This is a genomic window from Fusibacter ferrireducens (genome assembly GCF_015352425.1).
Lineage (GTDB): Bacteria > Bacillota > Clostridia > Peptostreptococcales > Acidaminobacteraceae > Fusibacter_A > Fusibacter_A ferrireducens.
The window spans coordinates 84,594-104,277 of sequence record NZ_JADKNH010000013.1; the positions used below are offsets into that span (position 1 = coordinate 84,594).

At 39.0% G+C, this 19,684-nt stretch carries 15 protein-coding genes; 3 read left to right on the forward strand and 12 right to left on the reverse strand.

Features of this window, described 5'->3' with window-relative positions; all coding sequences use genetic code 11:
• Positions 1-36: 36 nt before the first annotated feature.
• The gene (locus ISU02_RS18870) at positions 37-1,239 is read left to right on the forward strand and encodes an ATP-binding protein (RefSeq protein ID WP_194703407.1); all 1,203 of its coding nucleotides are present in this window, start codon (positions 37-39) and stop codon (positions 1,237-1,239) included.
• Positions 1,240-1,354: 115 nt separating this feature from the next.
• On the opposite strand, the gene ISU02_RS18875 is transcribed toward ISU02_RS18870, so the two are convergent.
• Complete coding sequence (locus ISU02_RS18875; protein WP_194703408.1) at positions 1,355-4,744, reverse strand: S-layer homology domain-containing protein; 3,390 nt, start codon at positions 4,742-4,744, stop codon at positions 1,355-1,357.
• Positions 4,745-5,044: 300 nt separating this feature from the next.
• On the opposite strand from ISU02_RS18875, the gene ISU02_RS18880 reads away from it, so the two are divergent.
• Positions 5,045-6,418, forward strand: coding sequence for a YfcC family protein (locus ISU02_RS18880; protein ID WP_194703409.1), 1,374 nt, complete (start codon positions 5,045-5,047; stop codon positions 6,416-6,418).
• Positions 6,419-6,444: 26 nt separating this feature from the next.
• Here ISU02_RS18880 and ISU02_RS18885 read toward each other — a convergent pair whose 3' ends face one another.
• Positions 6,445-7,512 (reverse strand): LacI family DNA-binding transcriptional regulator, encoded by a 1,068-nt coding sequence (locus ISU02_RS18885; RefSeq protein ID WP_228727887.1) that lies wholly within the window; start codon positions 7,510-7,512, stop codon positions 6,445-6,447.
• Positions 7,513-7,674: 162 nt separating this feature from the next.
• Between ISU02_RS18885 and ISU02_RS18890 the strand changes: the two genes are divergently transcribed.
• Positions 7,675-8,028, forward strand: coding sequence for a hypothetical protein (locus tag ISU02_RS18890; RefSeq protein WP_194703411.1), 354 nt, complete (start codon positions 7,675-7,677; stop codon positions 8,026-8,028).
• 88 nt (positions 8,029-8,116) lie between these two features.
• Here the strand turns inward: ISU02_RS18890 and ISU02_RS18895 are convergent, their stop codons facing one another.
• From ISU02_RS18895 to ISU02_RS18940, 10 genes are all read right to left on the reverse strand, one after another.
• Positions 8,117-9,112, reverse strand: coding sequence for an SIS domain-containing protein (locus ISU02_RS18895; RefSeq protein ID WP_194703412.1), 996 nt, complete (start codon positions 9,110-9,112; stop codon positions 8,117-8,119).
• Between the two features lie 20 nt (positions 9,113-9,132).
• Positions 9,133-9,882: an amino acid ABC transporter ATP-binding protein gene (locus ISU02_RS18900; RefSeq protein ID WP_194703413.1), complete on the reverse strand. Its 750-nt coding sequence runs from the start codon at positions 9,880-9,882 to the stop codon at positions 9,133-9,135.
• Complete coding sequence (locus tag ISU02_RS18905; protein WP_194703414.1) at positions 9,882-10,640, reverse strand: amino acid ABC transporter permease; 759 nt, start codon at positions 10,638-10,640, stop codon at positions 9,882-9,884. The genes ISU02_RS18900 and ISU02_RS18905 overlap by 1 nt, the downstream gene beginning before the upstream one ends.
• A gap of 29 nt (positions 10,641-10,669) precedes the next feature.
• Entirely contained in the window at positions 10,670-11,518 is an 849-nt protein-coding gene (locus ISU02_RS18910; protein WP_194703415.1) for a transporter substrate-binding domain-containing protein, read from the reverse strand.
• Between the two features lie 136 nt (positions 11,519-11,654).
• Positions 11,655-11,816: a hypothetical protein gene (locus ISU02_RS18915; RefSeq protein ID WP_194703416.1), complete on the reverse strand. Its 162-nt coding sequence runs from the start codon at positions 11,814-11,816 to the stop codon at positions 11,655-11,657.
• 2 nt (positions 11,817-11,818) lie between these two features.
• Positions 11,819-12,562, reverse strand: coding sequence for a GntR family transcriptional regulator (locus ISU02_RS18920; protein WP_194703417.1), 744 nt, complete (start codon positions 12,560-12,562; stop codon positions 11,819-11,821).
• Between the two features lie 74 nt (positions 12,563-12,636).
• Positions 12,637-14,082 carry an MATE family efflux transporter gene (locus ISU02_RS18925; RefSeq protein WP_194703418.1) on the reverse strand — a complete coding sequence of 482 codons (1,446 nt, stop codon included), beginning with the start codon at positions 14,080-14,082 and terminating at the stop codon, positions 12,637-12,639.
• An 11-nt stretch (positions 14,083-14,093) separates the two neighbouring features.
• Positions 14,094-14,894, reverse strand: coding sequence for a fructoselysine 6-kinase (frlD, locus tag ISU02_RS18930; RefSeq protein ID WP_323985060.1), 801 nt, complete (start codon positions 14,892-14,894; stop codon positions 14,094-14,096).
• 186 nt (positions 14,895-15,080) lie between these two features.
• On the reverse strand, positions 15,081-16,337 hold the full coding sequence (locus ISU02_RS18935) for an S-layer homology domain-containing protein (protein WP_194703420.1): 1,257 nt from the start codon (positions 16,335-16,337) through the stop codon (positions 15,081-15,083).
• A gap of 252 nt (positions 16,338-16,589) precedes the next feature.
• Positions 16,590-19,655 carry an S-layer homology domain-containing protein gene (locus ISU02_RS18940; protein WP_194703421.1) on the reverse strand — a complete coding sequence of 1,022 codons (3,066 nt, stop codon included), beginning with the start codon at positions 19,653-19,655 and terminating at the stop codon, positions 16,590-16,592.
• Positions 19,656-19,684 lie beyond the last annotated feature (29 nt).

Consider the following 19,684-nt stretch of genomic DNA (forward strand, 5'->3'; position numbering starts at 1 on the left):
TTTATGTTTATAATCTTTATAAAGGGGAGTGATATCATGAAGGACCGAAAGCTTTATCTCACACAACTTATCCATTATAAAGATAAGCCACTCATAAAAGTCATAACTGGAATCAGACGTTGTGGTAAATCAACTCTACTTTCTCTATTTGAAAATTATTTATTTGAAAATGGTATTCTGAAAGATCATATTATTCGTATGAACTTTGAATCCTTTGATTTCGATGAAATCTCTGACTACAAAGAACTTCATGCTTATATACAAAAGCGCCTTAAAAACAACACCGAGAAACATTATATTCTTCTAGATGAAGTCCAACAAGTTTCATCTTGGGAAAAGGCCATCAATGCTTTGCTTGTGGACGCCAATGTAGACCTCTATATTACAGGTTCTAATGCCTATTTATTATCATCTGAACTCTCAACATTATTATCTGGTCGTTATGTTGAAATTAAAATGCAACCCTTGTCTTTTAAAGAGTATCTCGATTTTATTGAAGCAGACCAGAAGGATAATCTTCAAGAGTCTTTCGATCAATACCTTAAATTTGGGGGACTTCCCACAGTGGTCACACTGATGGATTATCCAGATACAATTGGACCTTTCCTTGAAGGCATTTATAATACAGTACTGATGAAAGATGTCATCGAAAGAAATGGTGTAAGGGATGCAGCACTTCTGGAAAGCATCTTAAAATTTATCGCTTCTAATGTCGGCAGTATCGTCTCCACTAAGAAAATTAGCGATTACCTCACTAGTAGTGGTAGAAAGACAACCAGCGATACCATTGATAATTATCTTAAAATGTTAGAAAGTGCTTTTATCATCTACAAAGCCAATCGCTACGACTTAAAAGGTAAACTGTTTTTAAAAACCCTCGAAAAATACTACATCGTCGATATGGGCATTAGAAATCAGCTCACTGGGCTACGCAATACAGATTTTGGCCATATCCTAGAAAACCTCGTTTTTCTAGAACTCAAAAGACGTGGCTACGAAGTCTCTATTGGAAAAATCGGATCATTAGAAGTTGATTTTGTAGCCACAAAGGTAGATGAAAAAATATATTATCAAGTCTCTGCTTCAATTCTAGACGAAAAAACAAGAGCACGTGAATTACGCCCTCTTGAGTCCATCCCTGACAATTATCCAAAATATATTTTGACCATGGATCAATCCGTTTTTAATGATTTTTCTGGAATAAAAGTTAAAAATATTATGGATTTCCTGCTGGAATAACATTCGGGCCATCTCTCGATGCCACGGAGAAAATCTTTCGGCTCAAGTCTTATTTTTTAAACGAAACAATAGAGCAGTGACTATTGCCCTGCTCTACTGTCTATCGCTTCAATCACTATTGAATTGTAACCTCCACCCAATCCGAAATGGTTTTTAACTCTTGACCAGAAATACTCTCTAGATACCCATCGCTGTGTTTTGGGTTGTAGCGTATATAGAGCTTCATTCCTGACGAAACTGTCGGCAAAGTCCCATAGTAGTAGTTGCCATGAAAATCGATTATGGATGTGTTTTGGTAGATGCCAGAACCATCATCCTCTGAACGGCCATATCCTTTGCCTTCAAGTGTAGAGGTCTCGATAATCGCATTATTGCTGTCTACGACTTTAATGTCGAATAAGCAACCTGATATCGAATGTTCTCGGATCAGACCATTGTACACAATATTAAACCGTTGACTACTTGCATTGTAAGAAGCGCTTAACAGGCTCGGTGTATTCACAACTTTCGGTGTGATTGCACTTGAATTAATGGTCACACGATCTCTTGCACAAGTTGTCACCTCTGCCACAATGTATATTTTATAGCCTTCCACAGGGGATGGTGCATTTGTAATTTTGTAAACAAAATCGATCTCATCCATATTAAAGCTCGAATGGGCCTCTTCAATTGTCAATTTATTACTTGAACTGATACTCGCAAAGCTGTTCGTATAATAGGCTTTGACATCATACACATGACCACTTTCATATGCCGTTTCTATACCTGGTCTGATTTTAAATCCAACAAACTGAACATCTGGAGAAACAAATACATCTGTTATCTTAGCCGTTGCACTTTGCACATTCTCATCACTGAACATTTCAAATGCATTTGGTACCTTTGCTTTGTCTGTGATGCCAGTACCTGTATAGCTCAAGCTTAAATCTGAAATTTGAATATCTGAAGCTAATCCAGAGATACCGATTTCCACAGCATCATAATATTTTATAGCATCTTCTAAAACATGAACACTGGTGACTGCCATAGGTTTTCCTCTATAAGTGAGTTTAAAATCTGATGTTGCTGCAGTCTTAGAACCATCCAGTTCATCATAAGTGTAGACATAGATTTTATTTTTTGCATCATTGATATAGATTCCACTCATTGTTGGTGGGTACTCATCTAATTCACTTATCAGCGGCTTCTCAATTTCTATAATCGTCGGTTCTGATGACGTCATATTGTGATCTTCAAGAACGATTGCCACCAATGCTTTTTCATCTCTGATTTTTGCAGTCGTCGTAATATTATGGACTGCCGCATCCTTAATTTCGAGATAGCCATTATAAGATACTTCTGCCACATGATTGCCGTTTCCTGTATGACCATGCATTACAGCGATTTTATCAGGCGTTAAGTGCGCGTTGCGCGGATCAGCAATAATATATGCTCTTACAGCAGACACAGGTGTATCTTTCAATTTAAGGCTCAATGTAATATAGCCTTTATCATCAATCTTTACAAGTGGATACCCTGTATCAAATCGATTATCAATATATTGAGTCGTTGCAATTTCCCATACTGCTTTTAAAGTCATATCCTTTTCGACTGGTTTTGAAAAATCATATTGGATATTGTCTAAATACCAGCCTTTAAAAGTATATCCTGTTTTAGTTGGCACAACTGGTGCCACCACAACTTGACCATGGATAACTTCTTTTTGGGGAACACTTGTAGTGTCTCCTTCAGCAACTTCAAAATAGATCGTATGGACTTCTGTAGTCGCTTCAGACACTTTGGCTGAAATGTATTTTGATGTAATCACATTACTGCTCACAAGCGGATCGGAAAGCAACGGATCTTTTACCACATATACGGTAATTATGGCACTGCTTGTAGTGGATAAAGCCTTCAATTGGTTTTCAATCACCATCTGAGACCCTGTATTAGAGATTTCTGAACCATTCTTTGCCACTGAAATCGCTTTAGGCGACTGAGATACCCAGATGACATTTGCATTTACCATACTAGAGGTTGTGTACTGAACAGTTGCTGTTACAGTAAGCATTTGGGAGGTTGTCATTTGAACGCTTGATTTGGAAAGCGTTAAGACCGCTAAAGGCGCTGGATCTTTTTGATCATCATCCTTTGAGTCATCCTTTGAATCATTAGAAGACGAGTCACCGCCTGAACTAGGTCCAGTTGCGCCTCCCGGCACACCACCTGTGGCGCCACCAGTTTGTGCATTATTCGTGTTCGTACCTGCTGCTATTGATTTTCCATTTGCAGTGACTTCTTTTACATTTTCCCCCACTGACATTTTTTCCACGTTTGCATTGATGTGGCTATTATCAGCATTAATACTGGCAGCTTTTATTATCCCTTTACCGGCAATGTCGAATCCCTTCGCTTTATCATTCACATTTAATTGTTGGATAATCGACTTCTCAGATAAATTGATTTTAAAACCCTCTGTAAGTGCCTCCACAGTGTTAAAAGTCCCCACGAGTTCAACTTCTAGCCCCTCTAGTGTTTTAGCATCTAAAATGACATTATTAAATCCTTCCGCAGCCAATTCATCTTCCACTAAAAGTGCGCCAGAAGCTAAATAAGTGACATTGACACGTGTTGTGCCCGATGCGACGATTCTAATCTTATTATCTGCTTTTTTAACCACCAAGGCCCCTAAGACATTGATGTTGTTAAAATGAATGGAATGCTCGCCACCGCCTTTTACGATGATGTCCCCTTCAACAGTTACATTATTTAACGTCACATCGCCATTGCCAACGCTTTCAGCTATGTAGAGATCACCTTTAACCACCATATCTTCAAGCGTCACTGCTGAGGATGCTATGGTGACATTTCCATAAGATGACCCCTTCTCGCCTTTATAAATACCTTCAACATTAAAAATTTCGCCAAAGATTTTATCAAGCATTGCCACTACTTCACCACGTGTAATACTTTGCTGCGCTCTTAAAGTGGCATCTGGATAGCCAGAGAGATACCCCTTAGCCACCAATACACCCATTGCTTCTCTTGACCAGGCGCTGATTTCACTGTAATCTTTAAAATCATTTAATGAAGCGGGATGAAATGCCGTGTTTTGAGATAAAATCTTTTCCACAATGACAGCAGCTTCTTCCCTTTTTATAGGTTTGTTTGGATAGAATAAACCATCTTCATATCCAGAGATCAACCCATTGCCCGCTGCATTCTTTATGGTTTGATAAAACCAATCCGAAGGCGAAACATCTTTAAATGCAATGGCATTATAGGATGGCGTTAAGCCAACAACATTATTGAGCAGTGTACAAAATTCAGCACGCGTTATTGCGGCATTGGGTTTGTAGTGATCTCCTTCATATCCTGAAACGAGACCTGCCTCAATCCATTCCCTCATAATCTGCTCTGACCAATGTCCAATCAAGTCGTCTTGAACGGGCACATCTGCATAAACTGGTGTAATCATGATTACCATGAGCACGACGATTAACATTACTGACCATATTCTTTTCATTGACCCTTTCTCCTTTTATTATTTAGACCCAAATTTCACGTCAACTCAACCCCCTTTAAAATGAGTTGGTTTTTCGCGACTAACATATGTCATATCACCATATGATATCAAACAAGGTATTAAACAACAACGGTTCAAGCCGTGTGTTTTTGTGCGATTTTGTGCGTTATCGAACACGCTTTTATTTGTCTATGTGAATACTTTTCTGTATACTATTATCAGTACTTTACATCTATCAGTTTTTTGCATCATCCGTGCACTTTCGATCTCAACACAAATATTGAAAAGGATAGACCTCATATGAAAATAAAAAAATGGCCGCATATTTTTGTGATCCTCATCTATATCATACTCTTCGCGTGTCTTCTGACTTTTTTAGTGCCCTCAGGCCAATATGAACGTTTAAAGGATATTTCAACGAGTCAAACACGTGTTGTCCCAAATAGTTTCCACTATACAAATATGCCTCCTGTTCCCCCTTGGAAAATTCCAATTTACATTTTCAACACACTTATCACGCCAAGCGTTGCGCAGATGATTTTCTTCGTCCTCATTATTGGCGGCGCATTTGAAGTTTTTTTGACCAGCGCGTGCATAGAAGTCATCAGTTATCAGTTAATTGCCTCACTTAAGGCAAAGCGTTTTTTTGTGATTCCATTTTTTCTTACATTTTTCTCAATTATCGGTTTTTCTATGGGCTTAACCACAGCCTCAATTATTTTTGTTCCCATAGGGCTTGCCGTTTCAAAAATGCTCTCTTTAGATGATTTAACGGGTATGTCTATGATCCTAATGGGGACTAATCTCGGCTTTGCCGCGGGTATGTTCAATCCCTTTTCAGTAGGCATTGCTCAAACGATAGCAGAAATTCCCATGTTTTCTGGAAGCTCTTTGAGATGGCTATTATGGATTGTCCTATTGCTGACCACATCTCTACGCCTTATCCAACACGCAAAAAAAGCGAGCCTGGACATACAGGAAGCTCACTTAATAGGTTCTATAAATAGCTCTACAATAAATGTTGAACGCGTACTCACTGCTCAGCAAAAAAGGACCCTCTTTGCCTTTTGCATCTTTTGGGCAATTGTAATGATCGGTGTCTCGACGTGGCAATGGGGTATTCCGCAGATTGCCACCGCCTTTATGATCTTTGGCGTTATAGCCGGTTTATCCATGGGCTATGACAGCACAAAAATCAGCGAATGTTATGTAAGTGGTTTTAAAAAAATGACCAAAGGTATTATGATTATTGGCCTTGCTGCCACGACGCGAACAATTCTTACAGAAGGACAAATATTGGACACACTTGCTCACGCTTTGATTGAAAACATCCAATTTTTGCCTCATTGGATTCAACTTTTAGGGGTATTCTACTCAAATTGCATCCTAAATTTATTAATTACTTCTGGATCAGGGCAAGCCGCGTTGGTCATGCCGATTCTCACCCCACTCTCTGACATCCTTGGATTGACACGCCAAAGTCTGGTGTTCGCTTTCCAACTGGGTGACGGTCTCACCAACATTACTTCTCCACTCTCTACGACTTTGATGGGCGTTCTCGCTGTTGCCAATATCCCGTACAACCGTTGGATCAAATTCTATTTACCATTTCTAGGTGCTTATATTCTCATTGGCACTGTTTTCATTATTCTTGCCGGTGTGATTGGCTACTAACCGCTGTCATGCTTTGTCATGCTTTTTCAGATCTCGTTACCTTTGTCTCTTATTTTCACAGGAGCCTTCCCAGTGGACCCTCGCTTAATCAGTAGGGCTTCCAATGAAACATGAATACGCTCTTCATCATCACCATTCTCCATAATTGTAAGCGCCATATTCACAGCTGCCTCTCCAAGCGCTTTCTTTGGCACGTCAAATGTCGTCAGCTGGTAAGCGGAGAATTTACTGAAAGGTAAATTATCGTGTCCCATCACCGAAATATCCTCAGGAATTTTGAAATGATTCAATTTAAGGGTATCCATAACGCCAATTGCCATGAGATCGCTGGCACACCAAATCGCAGTGGGTAAGTTGCCTGATTTTATAAGAGACTCTGTCAAAACACAACCCGCAGTATACGTATCCGCGCTTTCTCCTTCCAAATAGACTGTCGGTGTGAGGTTTCTTGCGCGCATGGCTTTCTCATAACCCTCTTTTTTTTGCATGATCGTTTTATTCATGGGATGATATAAAAACAAAAAAATATCTCGATGACCTAATGCGTATAAATAATCGACGGCTAATGCCGCGCTTTTTGAATAATTTAAATGAACACAATGCTGCTCTTTTGAGTCCACTTTCCCGCCAATAAAAATAAGTGGCACGGTTTGAGCACAAATTTGCTTGATGTCTTCAATTTCACTTGAAATCGGTGAAATGATAAGCGCCCCCACTCTATTCTCACACATAATTCTACAGTACTGCCTTTCAAGATCCCTATTGCGATCCGAAACACCTAAAAGAATCGAATGATTTTTAAAAGCTGCAGCTTCAGATATCGCCTTGAATGCTTCATCATAAGCAGTATCTGCCCCAAGTGAAGGTACAATCATGCCTATGTTGTGCGCTGTATTTTTGGAAGATAAATAGCTTGCAGAAGCATTGGGCATATAACCTATCTCACTCGCAACACGGTTTACTTTTTCTTTTAATGCACTTGAAATATCAGGTGCATCCTTCAATGCTTTTGAAACCGCCACATGAGACACACCAACTAACTTCGCAATATCTTTAATGGTGGGTTTTTTATGGCTGAAGCCCTTTGTTGGCATTTTCAAATCACTTCCTTAAGCTGTAATGCCATTATTATACCATAGTCAATTAGAACAATTGACAAGAAAATTAAAAATATGATATAGTTTACTTAAACGTTAAAGTTATTGCTGATATACAATTCTCTGCGGATACACTTCACTTGTTTATGGAGGTTACATATGAAAAATCAGCCCTTCCATCTCGTTCTCAGACTGATTTTTGAAGAGTTTGATATTGAAAACGATTACATTGCCGAACGCCTTGATCGATGCCCCAGTCGAGTTAGACACTGGAAATCGGATTCTTACCCCAGTCGAAAATTGCTTTCCCCTTTAATTACAGAAATCAATAAATGTATTTCAGACTATGCCACTGATTTTCAGAGAACGGTCTTTAGGTCTACGCTGATAACCACTTTAAAAGAAACTGAAGATGATATTATAGACACCATTAAAAAACATTCAGATTCTGCTGATGACATCCCTAAAATAGTAGAGTACACATTGAGATCCCTCTATAAAAATACACATTGAATCTTTATTATTCTATATTTGCTTTATTCTTACATTTTATCTTCGAAATATAAAGCCTTTTTCAACGCTTTATATTTTTTTCACACGCTTAATATTCTAATTTTCGATAGTATCTTCTGATCTCCATAGGGTGGCAATTGATATTTTCAAGATGCATATCAATGCGGTTCGTAATTACGCGGATCACTAAATGTGAAATATCGCCTCTGAACTCTTTTGAAAAACCGTCTAGAGCATATTCAGCTGTATCTATAATCGTATAATTGCCGCAAATACGAGGTAAAAACTGAGCCACGCGTTCTCCGAGTACACGCTGTGAATCTTCAGTGACAAATACCGTCACCGGCGTATCTCTTTCAATGATTTCAAACATTCCGTGAAAAAACTCAGCAGCATGAATTGATTTTGTTGGAATCCAGTGTTGCTCTTCCCAATAACACATTGCATACGAGTACGTTGCCCCCCATTGGTTGCCTGCACCCACAAAGTAATGCATCCTATCGTCTTTGTGTTTCTCGGCAAAGGCAAGACCAAAGGCATCCGCCTCTTTTTCGGTTTCAATGAGGGCATCTGCTAAATGAGCCTCCATCTCCTTGTAAAGTGCATCATATCTTGGAAATTCACCTGCTAAATACATAAAACGATCCGCAAGCATAAAGAATTTGAGTTGTTCATTCATTGGATAAGCGATTTCATAATCGACCATTTGTGCAAGCTCTGTCGTGATCACATCGACGAAACCAATCACTACAGCACCATTTGCTTGGGCTTTTCTAACCCCATCTATCACTTCTGACGTGCTGCCTGTCACCGAAGAAATGACCACAATGGTCCCTTTGCCAATGCGATGGTTGCCAGTGGTGCAGTATTCTGCTGCATTCTCTACGAAGGTCTCCAGCGCTGTCTTTTCCTTCATGTGCGTCACAACTTGCATGCAAGAAGCATATGTGCCTCCAATACCCAACCAGCAAATATTTTTATAACCCTCTGCATGTAGTTGATCAGCAATTTTGTTGATTTCATGGCGTAAATTTAAAGCACCATTAATACTATCACGTTGTTTCTTTTCGTCAAATTTTAACATGTTTATTCTCCATTTTATTATTACTGACTGGTAAAACGACTTAAAAACGCTTTTGTCCTTTCACTTTTCGGATGACCAAAGATCTGCTCTGGTGATCCTTCCTCTTCAATTACGCCTTTGTCCATAAAGACGACTCTTGTGGAAACATCTCTTGCAAATGCCATTTCATGAGTGACAATAACCATCGTCAAACCCTCATTTGCCAATTGCTTGATAACTTCAAGTACCTCGCCCACCATTTCAGGATCAAGCGCACTGGTGGGTTCGTCGAACAACAACACATCGGGTTCCATTGCAAGTGCTCTTGCAATGGCCACACGTTGCTTTTGACCACCTGAAAGCTGATGGGGTCTTGCATTGATATAAGCACCCATGCCGACTTTTTTCAAAAAAGTCATGGCAAGCTGTTTCGCTTCGCTTTCACTTTTCTTCCTTACCTTTTCAGCGCCAACCATGCAGTTTTTAAGCACTTTCATATTTGCAAAGAGATTAAAGGATTGAAAAACCATACCCACATTGGCGCGATATAGAGAAATTTCTTTGGGTTTGTTCTCAATAACTTTGCCATGATAAAAGACATGTCCACTTGTTGGGGTTTCAAGCATATTGATGCATCTAAGCAACGTGGACTTACCAGAACCGGATGCACCTATCACACTGATGACTTCGCCCTTTTGAACACAAAAGTCTATATCTTTTAAAACCTCATGATTGCCGAAAGTTTTACCCAAGTGTTCCACACGTAAGGTCACATTTTGTAAATCAACCATTATATCTCTCCTAAATCCGCATCGTGTATTAAATCATAATTGTTGTCGCCATCTAATTTTCTTTCAAGAATACGAAGCAATCTCGATGTTACAAAAGTCAGCATTAGATAGATGAGAGAGATGATGAAGAACACTTCAAAATATCTAAAATAGGTGCCACATGCTGTTCGTCCCATAAAGTAAAGTTCCGTAACAGAAATAACATTTAAAACCGACGTATCTTTAATGGCTGAAACAAAGCCGTTGCCAATCTGTGGAATCAAGTTTCTAAAAGCCTGTGGTAAAATCACATAGATCATCGTTTGAAAATGTGTCATGCCAATAGCTTTAGCGCCCTCTGTTTGACCGAGGTCTATTGATACAATGCCACCTCTAACGGATTCTGACATATAAGCCCCAGTATTTAGGCTTAAAATCAAAACGCCTGCGTATATCGGTACCATGTTCCACCCCAGTACTTGCATGCTCCCATAGTAAATAACCATTGCCTGTACCATCATCGGTGTCCCTCTAAAGATCTCTACATAAATGCTCACAAAAATCTGTGAGCATTTAATCAAAAACTTCTTTCCAAAATGAGTACCCTTTTCTATGGGGGTTCCCTGAATAATACCGACAACGAACCCGATTAAACAGCCAAAAATCGTTCCTAAGGCCGCAATAAATAGGGTTGCCCCTGTACCTCTTAAAAACATGCCCCCGTATTCATTAAAAATTAACGCAACCCAACCAAAAAAACTTTCAGGTATGCTACTCATATTAAAACTCCTCTATTCTCTGTCCGCTATTACTCTAAAATGGGTTGCATTTTAATAATTTTCTCCATCAAGGCAGATCTGTCTTCAGCAGAGAATGAAGAAAGCACTTTGTTAATGGCCTCTAATGTTTCTGAATCCCCTTTTCTAACAGCGACTGCATTTGAAGCTTCTCCTTTACTATAATCAAATCCTTTGCCCTCTTCAAATTTAACAACGGCCAAGTCAGGATTCGCAAGTACTGCCGAATAAGCTTCTGTTTCACCTAAAATCGTACCGTCTAACTTGCCAGAACGCACTGCTACAAGGATTTCTGAATTGCCGCCAAGTCCTGGTTTCTCGTCTACTTCAGGAATTTGAGGTATTAAGTCCATCCAAACTGTATTCAACTGGCTGGTTACTTTAGTGCCTCTAAAATCTTCAAGACTCGTCGCACTTGCATACGGACTATCCACATTAACAATCATTACCATGTCGCCAGACCAATAATACTCTGAAAAATCCACGCTTTTTTGTCTTTCTTCCGTCACACCCATGCCAGCGATGATCGCATCAATTTTGTTGGCATTTAAAGCGAGAATCAATCCATCCCAGTCTATTTTGTACACTTCAAGCGCCCAACCATTTGCCTCTGCAATCCGTTTCGCCATTTCAACATCGTACCCATAAGCGTAATCAGATGAATCCATAATCGGCACAGCACCATTGGAATCATCTTTTTGTGTCCAGTTAAAAGGTGCATAGCTGCATTCCATACCCACCCTAAAGACTTTCTTCTCAGTACCACTTGTCTCAGGTGTTTCTGCTTTAGAAGCACATCCTGCCAATAAACTTAAAACCATTATACTTACTAAAAGTAAAGCAAAAATTCTCTTTTTCATTTTTTTCTCCTCTTCAGTTTTTTCATCCCCAAAAGTATTTCCATAGTACATTTTGCATCTTTATTTGACATAACGATACATAACGTTATGTCAATTATAACATATTTTTAAAAAAAGCAATGTATTTTATATCTTTTTATTCATATTTTTGTCCCATTGTCACGATTAAAACTGGCTCCATCACTACCGAGATCAATCTATAATCCGCTGGCAATATAAAAAATGGCTCATGATGTATATGCCACATCATGGCCACTTCACTGAAATCATTATTCATCAAAATTCTGTACACAAACACATCTATTTACTCTTATCAATATAATAATCTGTCAGTGCATATCTATACCGCTCACAGACAATATATTCCTTTGCAAAATGAACACGCTCATCTTCTCGATCATAAACCTGCGCATGAACGCTAAAAATAGGCTCTCCACATCCAATCTCCAAAAGATTTGACAGCTTGGTATCGGCTTTTATAACATCAAGATACGTATCCTTGGTTGCATTGATAACGATGTTATACTTTTCTTCAAGCAACTGATACAATGAAGACTCAAGATTCTCTTCTAGCAAAAATTGAAACTTTTCATATTCAAAATAGTTGATTTCCAACATAATGGGCACTGTATCCGCCTTTCTGAGGCGCTTGATTTCTATCATTTTTGTGCCCAGAGGCATATTAAAGCTCTCAGCCGTGCTCTTATCTAGAAAGACCACTTGCTTGCTCAACACCACTGCAAACGGTTTCATGCTGTTCTCTTCACATGCATCACTGAAACTCACCAGATGTTCGATTTTGCGATACAATTTTTTGCTCTTCACAAAGGTGCCTTTGCCCTGTTTTTTAACCAAGAAACCTTCCTCGCTGAGCTCATTAATCGCTTTTCTCACAGTGATACGACTCACGCCATATCTTTCACTGAGTTCGATTTCTGTGGGAATTTTCTCCCCTTGCTTATAGGACTGTTCAATGATGGCATTTTTTATAACATCCTTTAATTGTTGATATAAGGGAATTGTATTTTCAGCATCTAATTTCATTCTGATCTCCTCACGATTATGTACTATTTTATTATAAATATAGGGCGTTCGCAATCATAAGCGCATTTATGAGCTCAGCTGTGAGTCGCCAGTGCCTTTTCGAATAAGCGCATCCTATTTTTAAAATGAAATATCCCCCAGCCGAACAGAATCGTCTTCACAAGATTATCTGCAATCATGTAAAGCCAAACCTTTGTGAGCGTTGCTCCAGGCAAATGCAATATGATAATTACACCTACAATGCGAATCAACCACATGGAAGTCGTTTCGACAGCAAAAGGATACGTCGTTTTGCCAAGGCCATTGTACACACCTTCCAGTATTATGGACACACCAAAGAAAGGTTCTGAAAAAGCAACATACCTAAGCACTTTAGCCCCGAGAGCAATTACAGCCGCCTCTTGAGTAAAAAAATGCATAATTGGCACTGCAAATTTATAGAGCAACAGACTTGCTGGCATCATCAAAACAGCAATAAACATGACATTTAACAATACCGTCCTCATATAGAGCTGCCAGTCTCTTTTGCCTAATGTATACCCAATCATCGTAGAGGTTGCCGCCTGCATGCCGTAACCCGGGACATAAAAAATGGATTCTGCAACGATTGCAATGGTATGCGCTGCAAAAATAAAGGTGCCCATACTGCTCACAAGACCGGAAAAAACCACATAGCCTAAACTGGTCACTGTTTTGTTTAATGCAATGGGCAGGCTAATTTTAAGTCCTTTGATCATTGTGTCCTTTTCAAACTTAATGTGCTTCAATCCCTGATGTAACGAAGCATTTTGACTAAAAGCACGCCACATGAGTCCACCGCCTATGACAAATGCTATGGCAGTTGCTAGGCCAGCTCCAAATGTGCCTAAGCCTAAACCCCATATTTTTACAGGTTGATCCACTATATAAATTGTGCGTGAAGGATAAATGAACAGCAAATTTAATAATACATTCGTGCCGTTCACAAGCAAATTGATTTTCAAGGGCGTTTTCGTATCACCTGTTGCCCGCAGTAAACTTCCAAAGATGATAATAGATGCCCGGAAGATCATCGGCATGCAAATAACGGCAAAATAGATCGATGCATCCTGCCAAATCAGTTTATCAGCACCCATCCACTTCGGAATAAAAGGACTCATTGCAATTGCCAAGATACCTTCGGCAACACTGAGGCCAATAACAAGCAAGATGGCTTGATCTGCCGCGCGTTTTATAGCTTTAGGGTCATCATCTCCTGTGGCTTTTGCAACCATCGCTAAAAAACCAATCCCCACTGCAAATAAGGGGCTATTCACAAGCCAATTTAGAGAAGTGCTCAGACCAACCACTGCAGAAGCCTCTGCACTGACTTGACCCACCATAGCAGTATCCACATATTGAACGATGGTCTCCAAGAAGTACTCCACTATGGTTGGCCAAGCAAGCATGACCATTGTCCAAAAGATGACTTTATGACTTGAGTCGCCCTTTAAATTGGTCAACTTATACTTTGTATTTCGTTTTGATAAAGTGCCTTTCATCTGTCCAGCACCTACCAAGCACCATTGTATGCAATGGTAACACTGCTATTCTGTGCCCCTGCTGCCATACAATGCTCTAAAGAGAGCCCAGAGAGCATTGCGATCAAAAAACCTGCAATATAGCTATCGCCAGCACCCATGGTATCTACCACCTCACAGGGCTCAATGCCATAAGTAATAAATGCAGTGCCATCATATGCGATACTGCCTCTTTCTCCGAGTGTCACGATGATCACTTTTGGCCCTTGTGCATACAATTGCTTCATGGTTTTTTTTAGTTCTTGTTCATTTCTTGTCTCCGATGCGAAGAACGCATAGTCAACATACGGCAGCGCCATCTGCACCACTGGATGATTCATTTTATCTGCAAAATCAAATGCAATTGGTTTGCCATAAGTGCTTAACGCTTCAAGTTCATGTTCAATTTTACCCCAGATCCCTGATACGATCAAGTCGTGAGTCCCTGCAAACTCTTTATCAGCCGCAGTCAGCTTAAACTGCTCCAGTACGCCTTCATGATAATCTCCCAAAACACGATTGCCATTTTCCATAGTGACTTCTGTAATGGCTGTACTGCCACTGGACACATGGAGATGAGAAATATCCACATTTTTTTGCTTTAGGGCCTTCCTTATAATTTGACCGTTTTCATCGTCTCCCACTACGCCGATATACGCCGCATCATGCCCCAATCTTTTCGCATATACAGCTACATTTACAGGATTACCCCCTGGGAAAGCTTCTTGCGTTTGTACATAATAATCAATACAATTATCCCCAATCGTTGCAATCTTATACTTATTCTTTTCCACCACACGCACCTCTCTCGTTGACTTCATACACATGAAGTATTGCTACTGTACTTATACCATACCGTAAAAGATACGGATTCGTCAATGATAATATGTTATATAACGTTATGCAGTTTGCAGCCAATCTATTCGAAATCATCATCTGTTTCTTCTAGTCTATAAATAAAATCAGAATTGCTGTGTAAATCAATCAAATGCTGGCGTCACCAATTCTGTACTAAAAACAAAGCCACTCATTGGCTCTCCAATCAGTATAGTAACTTTTGGCAAATCCTTTAAGGACACGCCCTCGCTATCAGCAGAACCGTGCTGGATCACTATGAGCCCTTTACTGTAGTCCACTTCTGGCGTTGATTTACTTGTAGAGACCGTAATATACAATGTTTTGCCCAGTGGCATTGCTGTCACATCATCACCATATTGATTATACGCTTTATAGTTAATTGTCCCTGTATAATCATCAATCATTGTGATCACTTTACTATCAAGTTCAATTTTCCCAATTTTCTCTTTTTCTACCCTTAACTTATAAGTCCCCACTACAATAGGCTGGTCTCCTCTTGCATCATTGATCACAACTTCATAATTAGCGACTTCAAGTGGCCAATAAGTCGTCAGTGTTGCAACAGTCTTAGAGTCATTCCAAGTTGTCCTTGTTATCAGATCCACAGGCACCTCAAGCATATATTCCTTTAAAATAAAAGAGATCCGTTCATAATCAGTAACAATTTCATTAAACTGAATCTCTACAGTGTATTTACCACTTGGCACTACTTTAAATACTGTTTCATCGTATTTTTCTAGGGTATGTGCCTCTACAGGATTTTCTTCATCTCCTAAATTGATTTCAGAATCTGTATAGGCACGATCTAACTTGCCAAGTGCCATCCCTATAGTTATATTTGAACCTTTTGCCGGCTGATTGACCACATCCCAAAGAGCTTCAAAAGCATCTCCTCTTAAAAAAATAGTTCCCTTTGCTCTGACTATGACATTTTTATTTTGAGCAAACTGAATCACTTGGTCATAGTGATATTCACCACTATAACCCATCGCATTCATCATAAACGCTGCAAACTCTTGTGCATTTACGGGCTCATTTGGCTTAAAAGTCCCATCTGGATAGCCACCTAGATAACCATATACTTTGCCGTAGGCAATATAGGGTGTATACCATATCCCCTCTGGTACATCACTAAAACCTGAAGGTAAAGGGAAATTTGCAGCCGTTTCCTTATCTCCATGTAATTCAGCCATAATCACCGCCACTTGTGCTCTTGTAATTATTTTGTTGACCATGGCATCTCCATTAATTCCAGTTATAAAACCATATCTGAGCAGTAAGTCCGCTCCAGATTTATCCTTAACCTCTGTATAAGCAATACCAATGGTTTGAAATATAATAAGCAAGCTCAGCATAATCTGCATCAAAATTCGTTTCATAATTTTACCTCCTATGCTAATTTGAATTAGATGTTTAAATAAAGCGTATGTAACATGGAAATTTCTATTTTTTTATTATTTATATCTTAATTTCTTCAGATCTGTATGGATACGGATTCTTTTACATTCTATCATAAAAATACTGCCCATCATATATTATTTCTTCAGTCACTTATTATGGTAACTGGACTTTTATATGAACTAAAAAAAGACAAGAGCCGAAGCTCTTGTCTCAATTTGTGTTATAAAGAACTATTTAACGATAATAGCCACAGTTGCAGACATACCGTTGTTAGCTACCCCAGTGATATAGATTTTATCATTTGTTTTAATGTTACCACCAGCAGTATATACTAAATTAGTAGTATTAGGAGTGATAGTTAATTCAGCTAATCTACTGCTAAGATCAGCACCTGTATAAGCAACACCAGCCGAATTAGTAATTTTAGCAATTTGGAATGAAGAGAAGCTCATACCTTTTGTGCCATAAGAATCTTTGATGTAGAAGTCTAATATGTCAGTCTCTACACCACCAACCTTATTGTTACTTGTAGCACGATTAGAATCGTATTTTGTAAGAATTAAAGTTCTAGAAGTTCCTGCAACAATTGTTTGAACTCCTGCTTCATCAAAGATTCCATCATCATCTGCACCATCAACTACAACTGATGTAGGAACTGGTTTAACATCTGAAGATTTGATTGCAACTGGTAATGATTTAACCACATTGTTGTGTTTAACCGTTATAGTTAAAGTAGTTGTAGCTTCAGTTTTATCACCAGTTGGATCTAATGCTGTTACACTGATGCCATCAAATGTCGTATTTACTGTTGCAGAATTTAATGTGAACTCTGTAGTATTTGATAGACCAGCATCAACTATAGGTTTTCCTGCTAAAAGAACTTTCGTACCTGATTGAGTTGCACCATATACTTCAGCATCAAACGAGTATTCTGAGTCTTGTGCGCTAACCTTTGCAGGCGGAACTATAGTAGCATTTGCTCCAACAGCGTAGATTGCTTTATCAGAAGTGTTTACAGTATAGCTTTTAACATCTTCAGTTTCAATTACTGATATAGACACAGAAGTGCTATCCATAACTTTAGTGCCATCTTTAAGTGTAAATTCAACACTTGCAGCACCACCACTTGAAGCACTTGCAGCTATTTTGAAATCCGCAGCAGTTGTTAATGCTTTAGTAAAGCCAACAGTTTTTCCGCCACTAACAACTGGAGTACCACCAAGATCAGTAGCAGCATCAAATGCATTATTTCCATTTACATCTGTTCCAAGGAAAGCAACATTAGTATTGCTTGTGCTTGCAGTTAATGTAAATGTACCCGCTAATGCAGCATTGATTTTAGATTTAGACATTGCTCTGTCATATTGGTCATAGATTACTAAGTCTTCATCTTTTCCACCGGCAAAGTCAATTTTTTGAATTGCAGTATTTTCCATTGCAGGAATAATACCACTTGATTTAAATCCTATAGAAGCAGGGTATGCTTGTTTTTGAACATTGATAGAAAGCATATTGCTCATTTTTGATGAAGGTGAAGTCGCTGTGAAAGTAATCACACCAGTATTACTTGGTGCAGTAAATACCAAACTAGCATCTCCATTTGATTGTTCAATCCATCTAATATTAGTAGTACTGTCTCCGCCTTGAAGCGTTACTTTACTAACATATGTGTATTCTTTAACTAAATTGCCTTGTACATCATATGCTTCAAAAGGAATTACTACATTTCCTTCACTAACAGAAACAACTTCAGCTGGCGCTAATAAGATAATCTTATCAATCGCTTTAGCTTTTACAACTTTAGATTGAATCGAACTATTCGATCCAGTATAAGTCATAGCTGTAAGTGTTAAAGGCATATCCATGCTGTTTGATGTAGAGCCAACATATCTTACTTCAATTGCAGCATTCTTAGAGTTTGCGGGATCTTTTACAATTGCAGCAACTACATTTGAAAGAGATGAAACCAATTGAGTACCATCTAATGATCCATCGCCATCAATAAGGCCTTCTTTTACCAACTCATAGCTCTTAGTTTCATTTCCTGCCATGTCCTTAGCTGTGTAAGGAAGGTAGTAAACTGAAGTCGTATCGTTTTCAACGATTTGAAGATTTTCAGCTGAGCCAAGTGCAAATTCAGTAAGTGTACCTGTTACAGTTGAAACTGGTAGAGATTTTGTTGCAGTAACTCCAGCGCTTGCATCGTATAAAACAATTGAAATCGCTTGGAAAGTCATTAAGTTTGTACCAGGAGCTGGAACAATTGTCATTAAACCATTTTTGATCGTTAAAGACCCACCAGCAGTATTAACGCCAACTTGTGGTGATAATGTATTTGCCATTGAAGTGCTTGTAATATCATTCTCATATTGGTCGTATACTTTGTAAGTAACATAACCAGTAGGAGTCCCAGAAACTGTTACAGCAACTGAAGGACTAGTGAATTCAATTTTAGCAACTTTTTGTTGTGTAAAAGTAATTGTTTCAGTTGCAACGTCCTTACCATCAGCAGCAACAGTAGCAACATAAGCAGCTTCAGCAAAGTTAGATGCAGAAGAGAGTGTTGCAACAGTTTTTTCTTCATTCCATGCAGTAACTACTGTCACTGGAGTAGAAGATCTTTTAACTGCAAAAGTGATTTTATCTGCTTCAGTAACCGCTTTGTTAAATTTAACTGTTATTGATTTTGAAGAAGCAGCTTTAATAGATTCAACCGCTAAAGCACCAGCAGGTGTCATAGCAGATTCTAATCTACCTAATTTAACGCCTAAAGCAACTTCTTCGCCTTTAACTGGTTTGTTTACAGCAGCCCACATAGCTTCGAAAGCAGCGCCTCTGTTAAAGCTAGCAGTTTGTACGTCTACGCCAATAGCAGCTGCGTCAGCTACTACAGTATTCCATGTGAAATCATATTTTAATGCGTTCATCAATACTGCAGCAAACTCTTGTCCGCTCATGCCGATTTCTGGTTTGAAAGAACCATCTGGGTATCCAGACCACCAACCATTAGCTTGGCCATAAGCAACATATGGAGTATACCATTTTCCAGCTTCAACATCATTGAAGTCCGCTGGTGCAGCATAGTTAGCTGCTTCTTCTTTTAAGCCGTTCATTTCTGCAACAAGTACAGCCATTTCAGCTCTGGTTAACTCTTTGTCAACCATTAAGTCGCCATTATTTCCTGCGATAAAACCATATTTGTAAAGCTGTTCAGCTCCGGTTTCACCTGCAGCGAATACTGGCATCATACCTAGTACCATCGCTAAAACGAGTACTAAAGATAATACTTTTTTCATCTGTGAATTCCTCCCTTAAAATAATTGTG

Bases quoted from the DNA above. Each gene is read 5' to 3' on its own strand.
- ISU02_RS18870 (WP_194703407.1), top strand. From the start codon at position 37: ATGAAGGACCGAAAGCTTTATCTCACACAACTTATCCATTATAAAGAT.
- ISU02_RS18875 (WP_194703408.1), bottom strand. From the start codon at position 4,744: ATGAAAAGAATATGGTCAGTAATGTTAATCGTCGTGCTCATGGTAATC.
- ISU02_RS18880 (WP_194703409.1), top strand. From the start codon at position 5,045: ATGAAAATAAAAAAATGGCCGCATATTTTTGTGATCCTCATCTATATC.
- ISU02_RS18885 (WP_228727887.1), bottom strand. From the start codon at position 7,512: ATGCCAACAAAGGGCTTCAGCCATAAAAAACCCACCATTAAAGATATT.
- ISU02_RS18890 (WP_194703411.1), top strand. From the start codon at position 7,675: ATGAAAAATCAGCCCTTCCATCTCGTTCTCAGACTGATTTTTGAAGAG.
- ISU02_RS18895 (WP_194703412.1), bottom strand. From the start codon at position 9,112: ATGTTAAAATTTGACGAAAAGAAACAACGTGATAGTATTAATGGTGCT.
- ISU02_RS18900 (WP_194703413.1), bottom strand. From the start codon at position 9,882: ATGGTTGATTTACAAAATGTGACCTTACGTGTGGAACACTTGGGTAAA.
- ISU02_RS18905 (WP_194703414.1), bottom strand. From the start codon at position 10,640: ATGAGTAGCATACCTGAAAGTTTTTTTGGTTGGGTTGCGTTAATTTTT.
- ISU02_RS18910 (WP_194703415.1), bottom strand. From the start codon at position 11,518: ATGAAAAAGAGAATTTTTGCTTTACTTTTAGTAAGTATAATGGTTTTA.
- ISU02_RS18920 (WP_194703417.1), bottom strand. From the start codon at position 12,562: ATGAAATTAGATGCTGAAAATACAATTCCCTTATATCAACAATTAAAG.
- ISU02_RS18925 (WP_194703418.1), bottom strand. From the start codon at position 14,082: ATGAAAGGCACTTTATCAAAACGAAATACAAAGTATAAGTTGACCAAT.
- ISU02_RS18935 (WP_194703420.1), bottom strand. From the start codon at position 16,337: ATGAAACGAATTTTGATGCAGATTATGCTGAGCTTGCTTATTATATTT.
- ISU02_RS18940 (WP_194703421.1), bottom strand. From the start codon at position 19,655: ATGAAAAAAGTATTATCTTTAGTACTCGTTTTAGCGATGGTACTAGGT.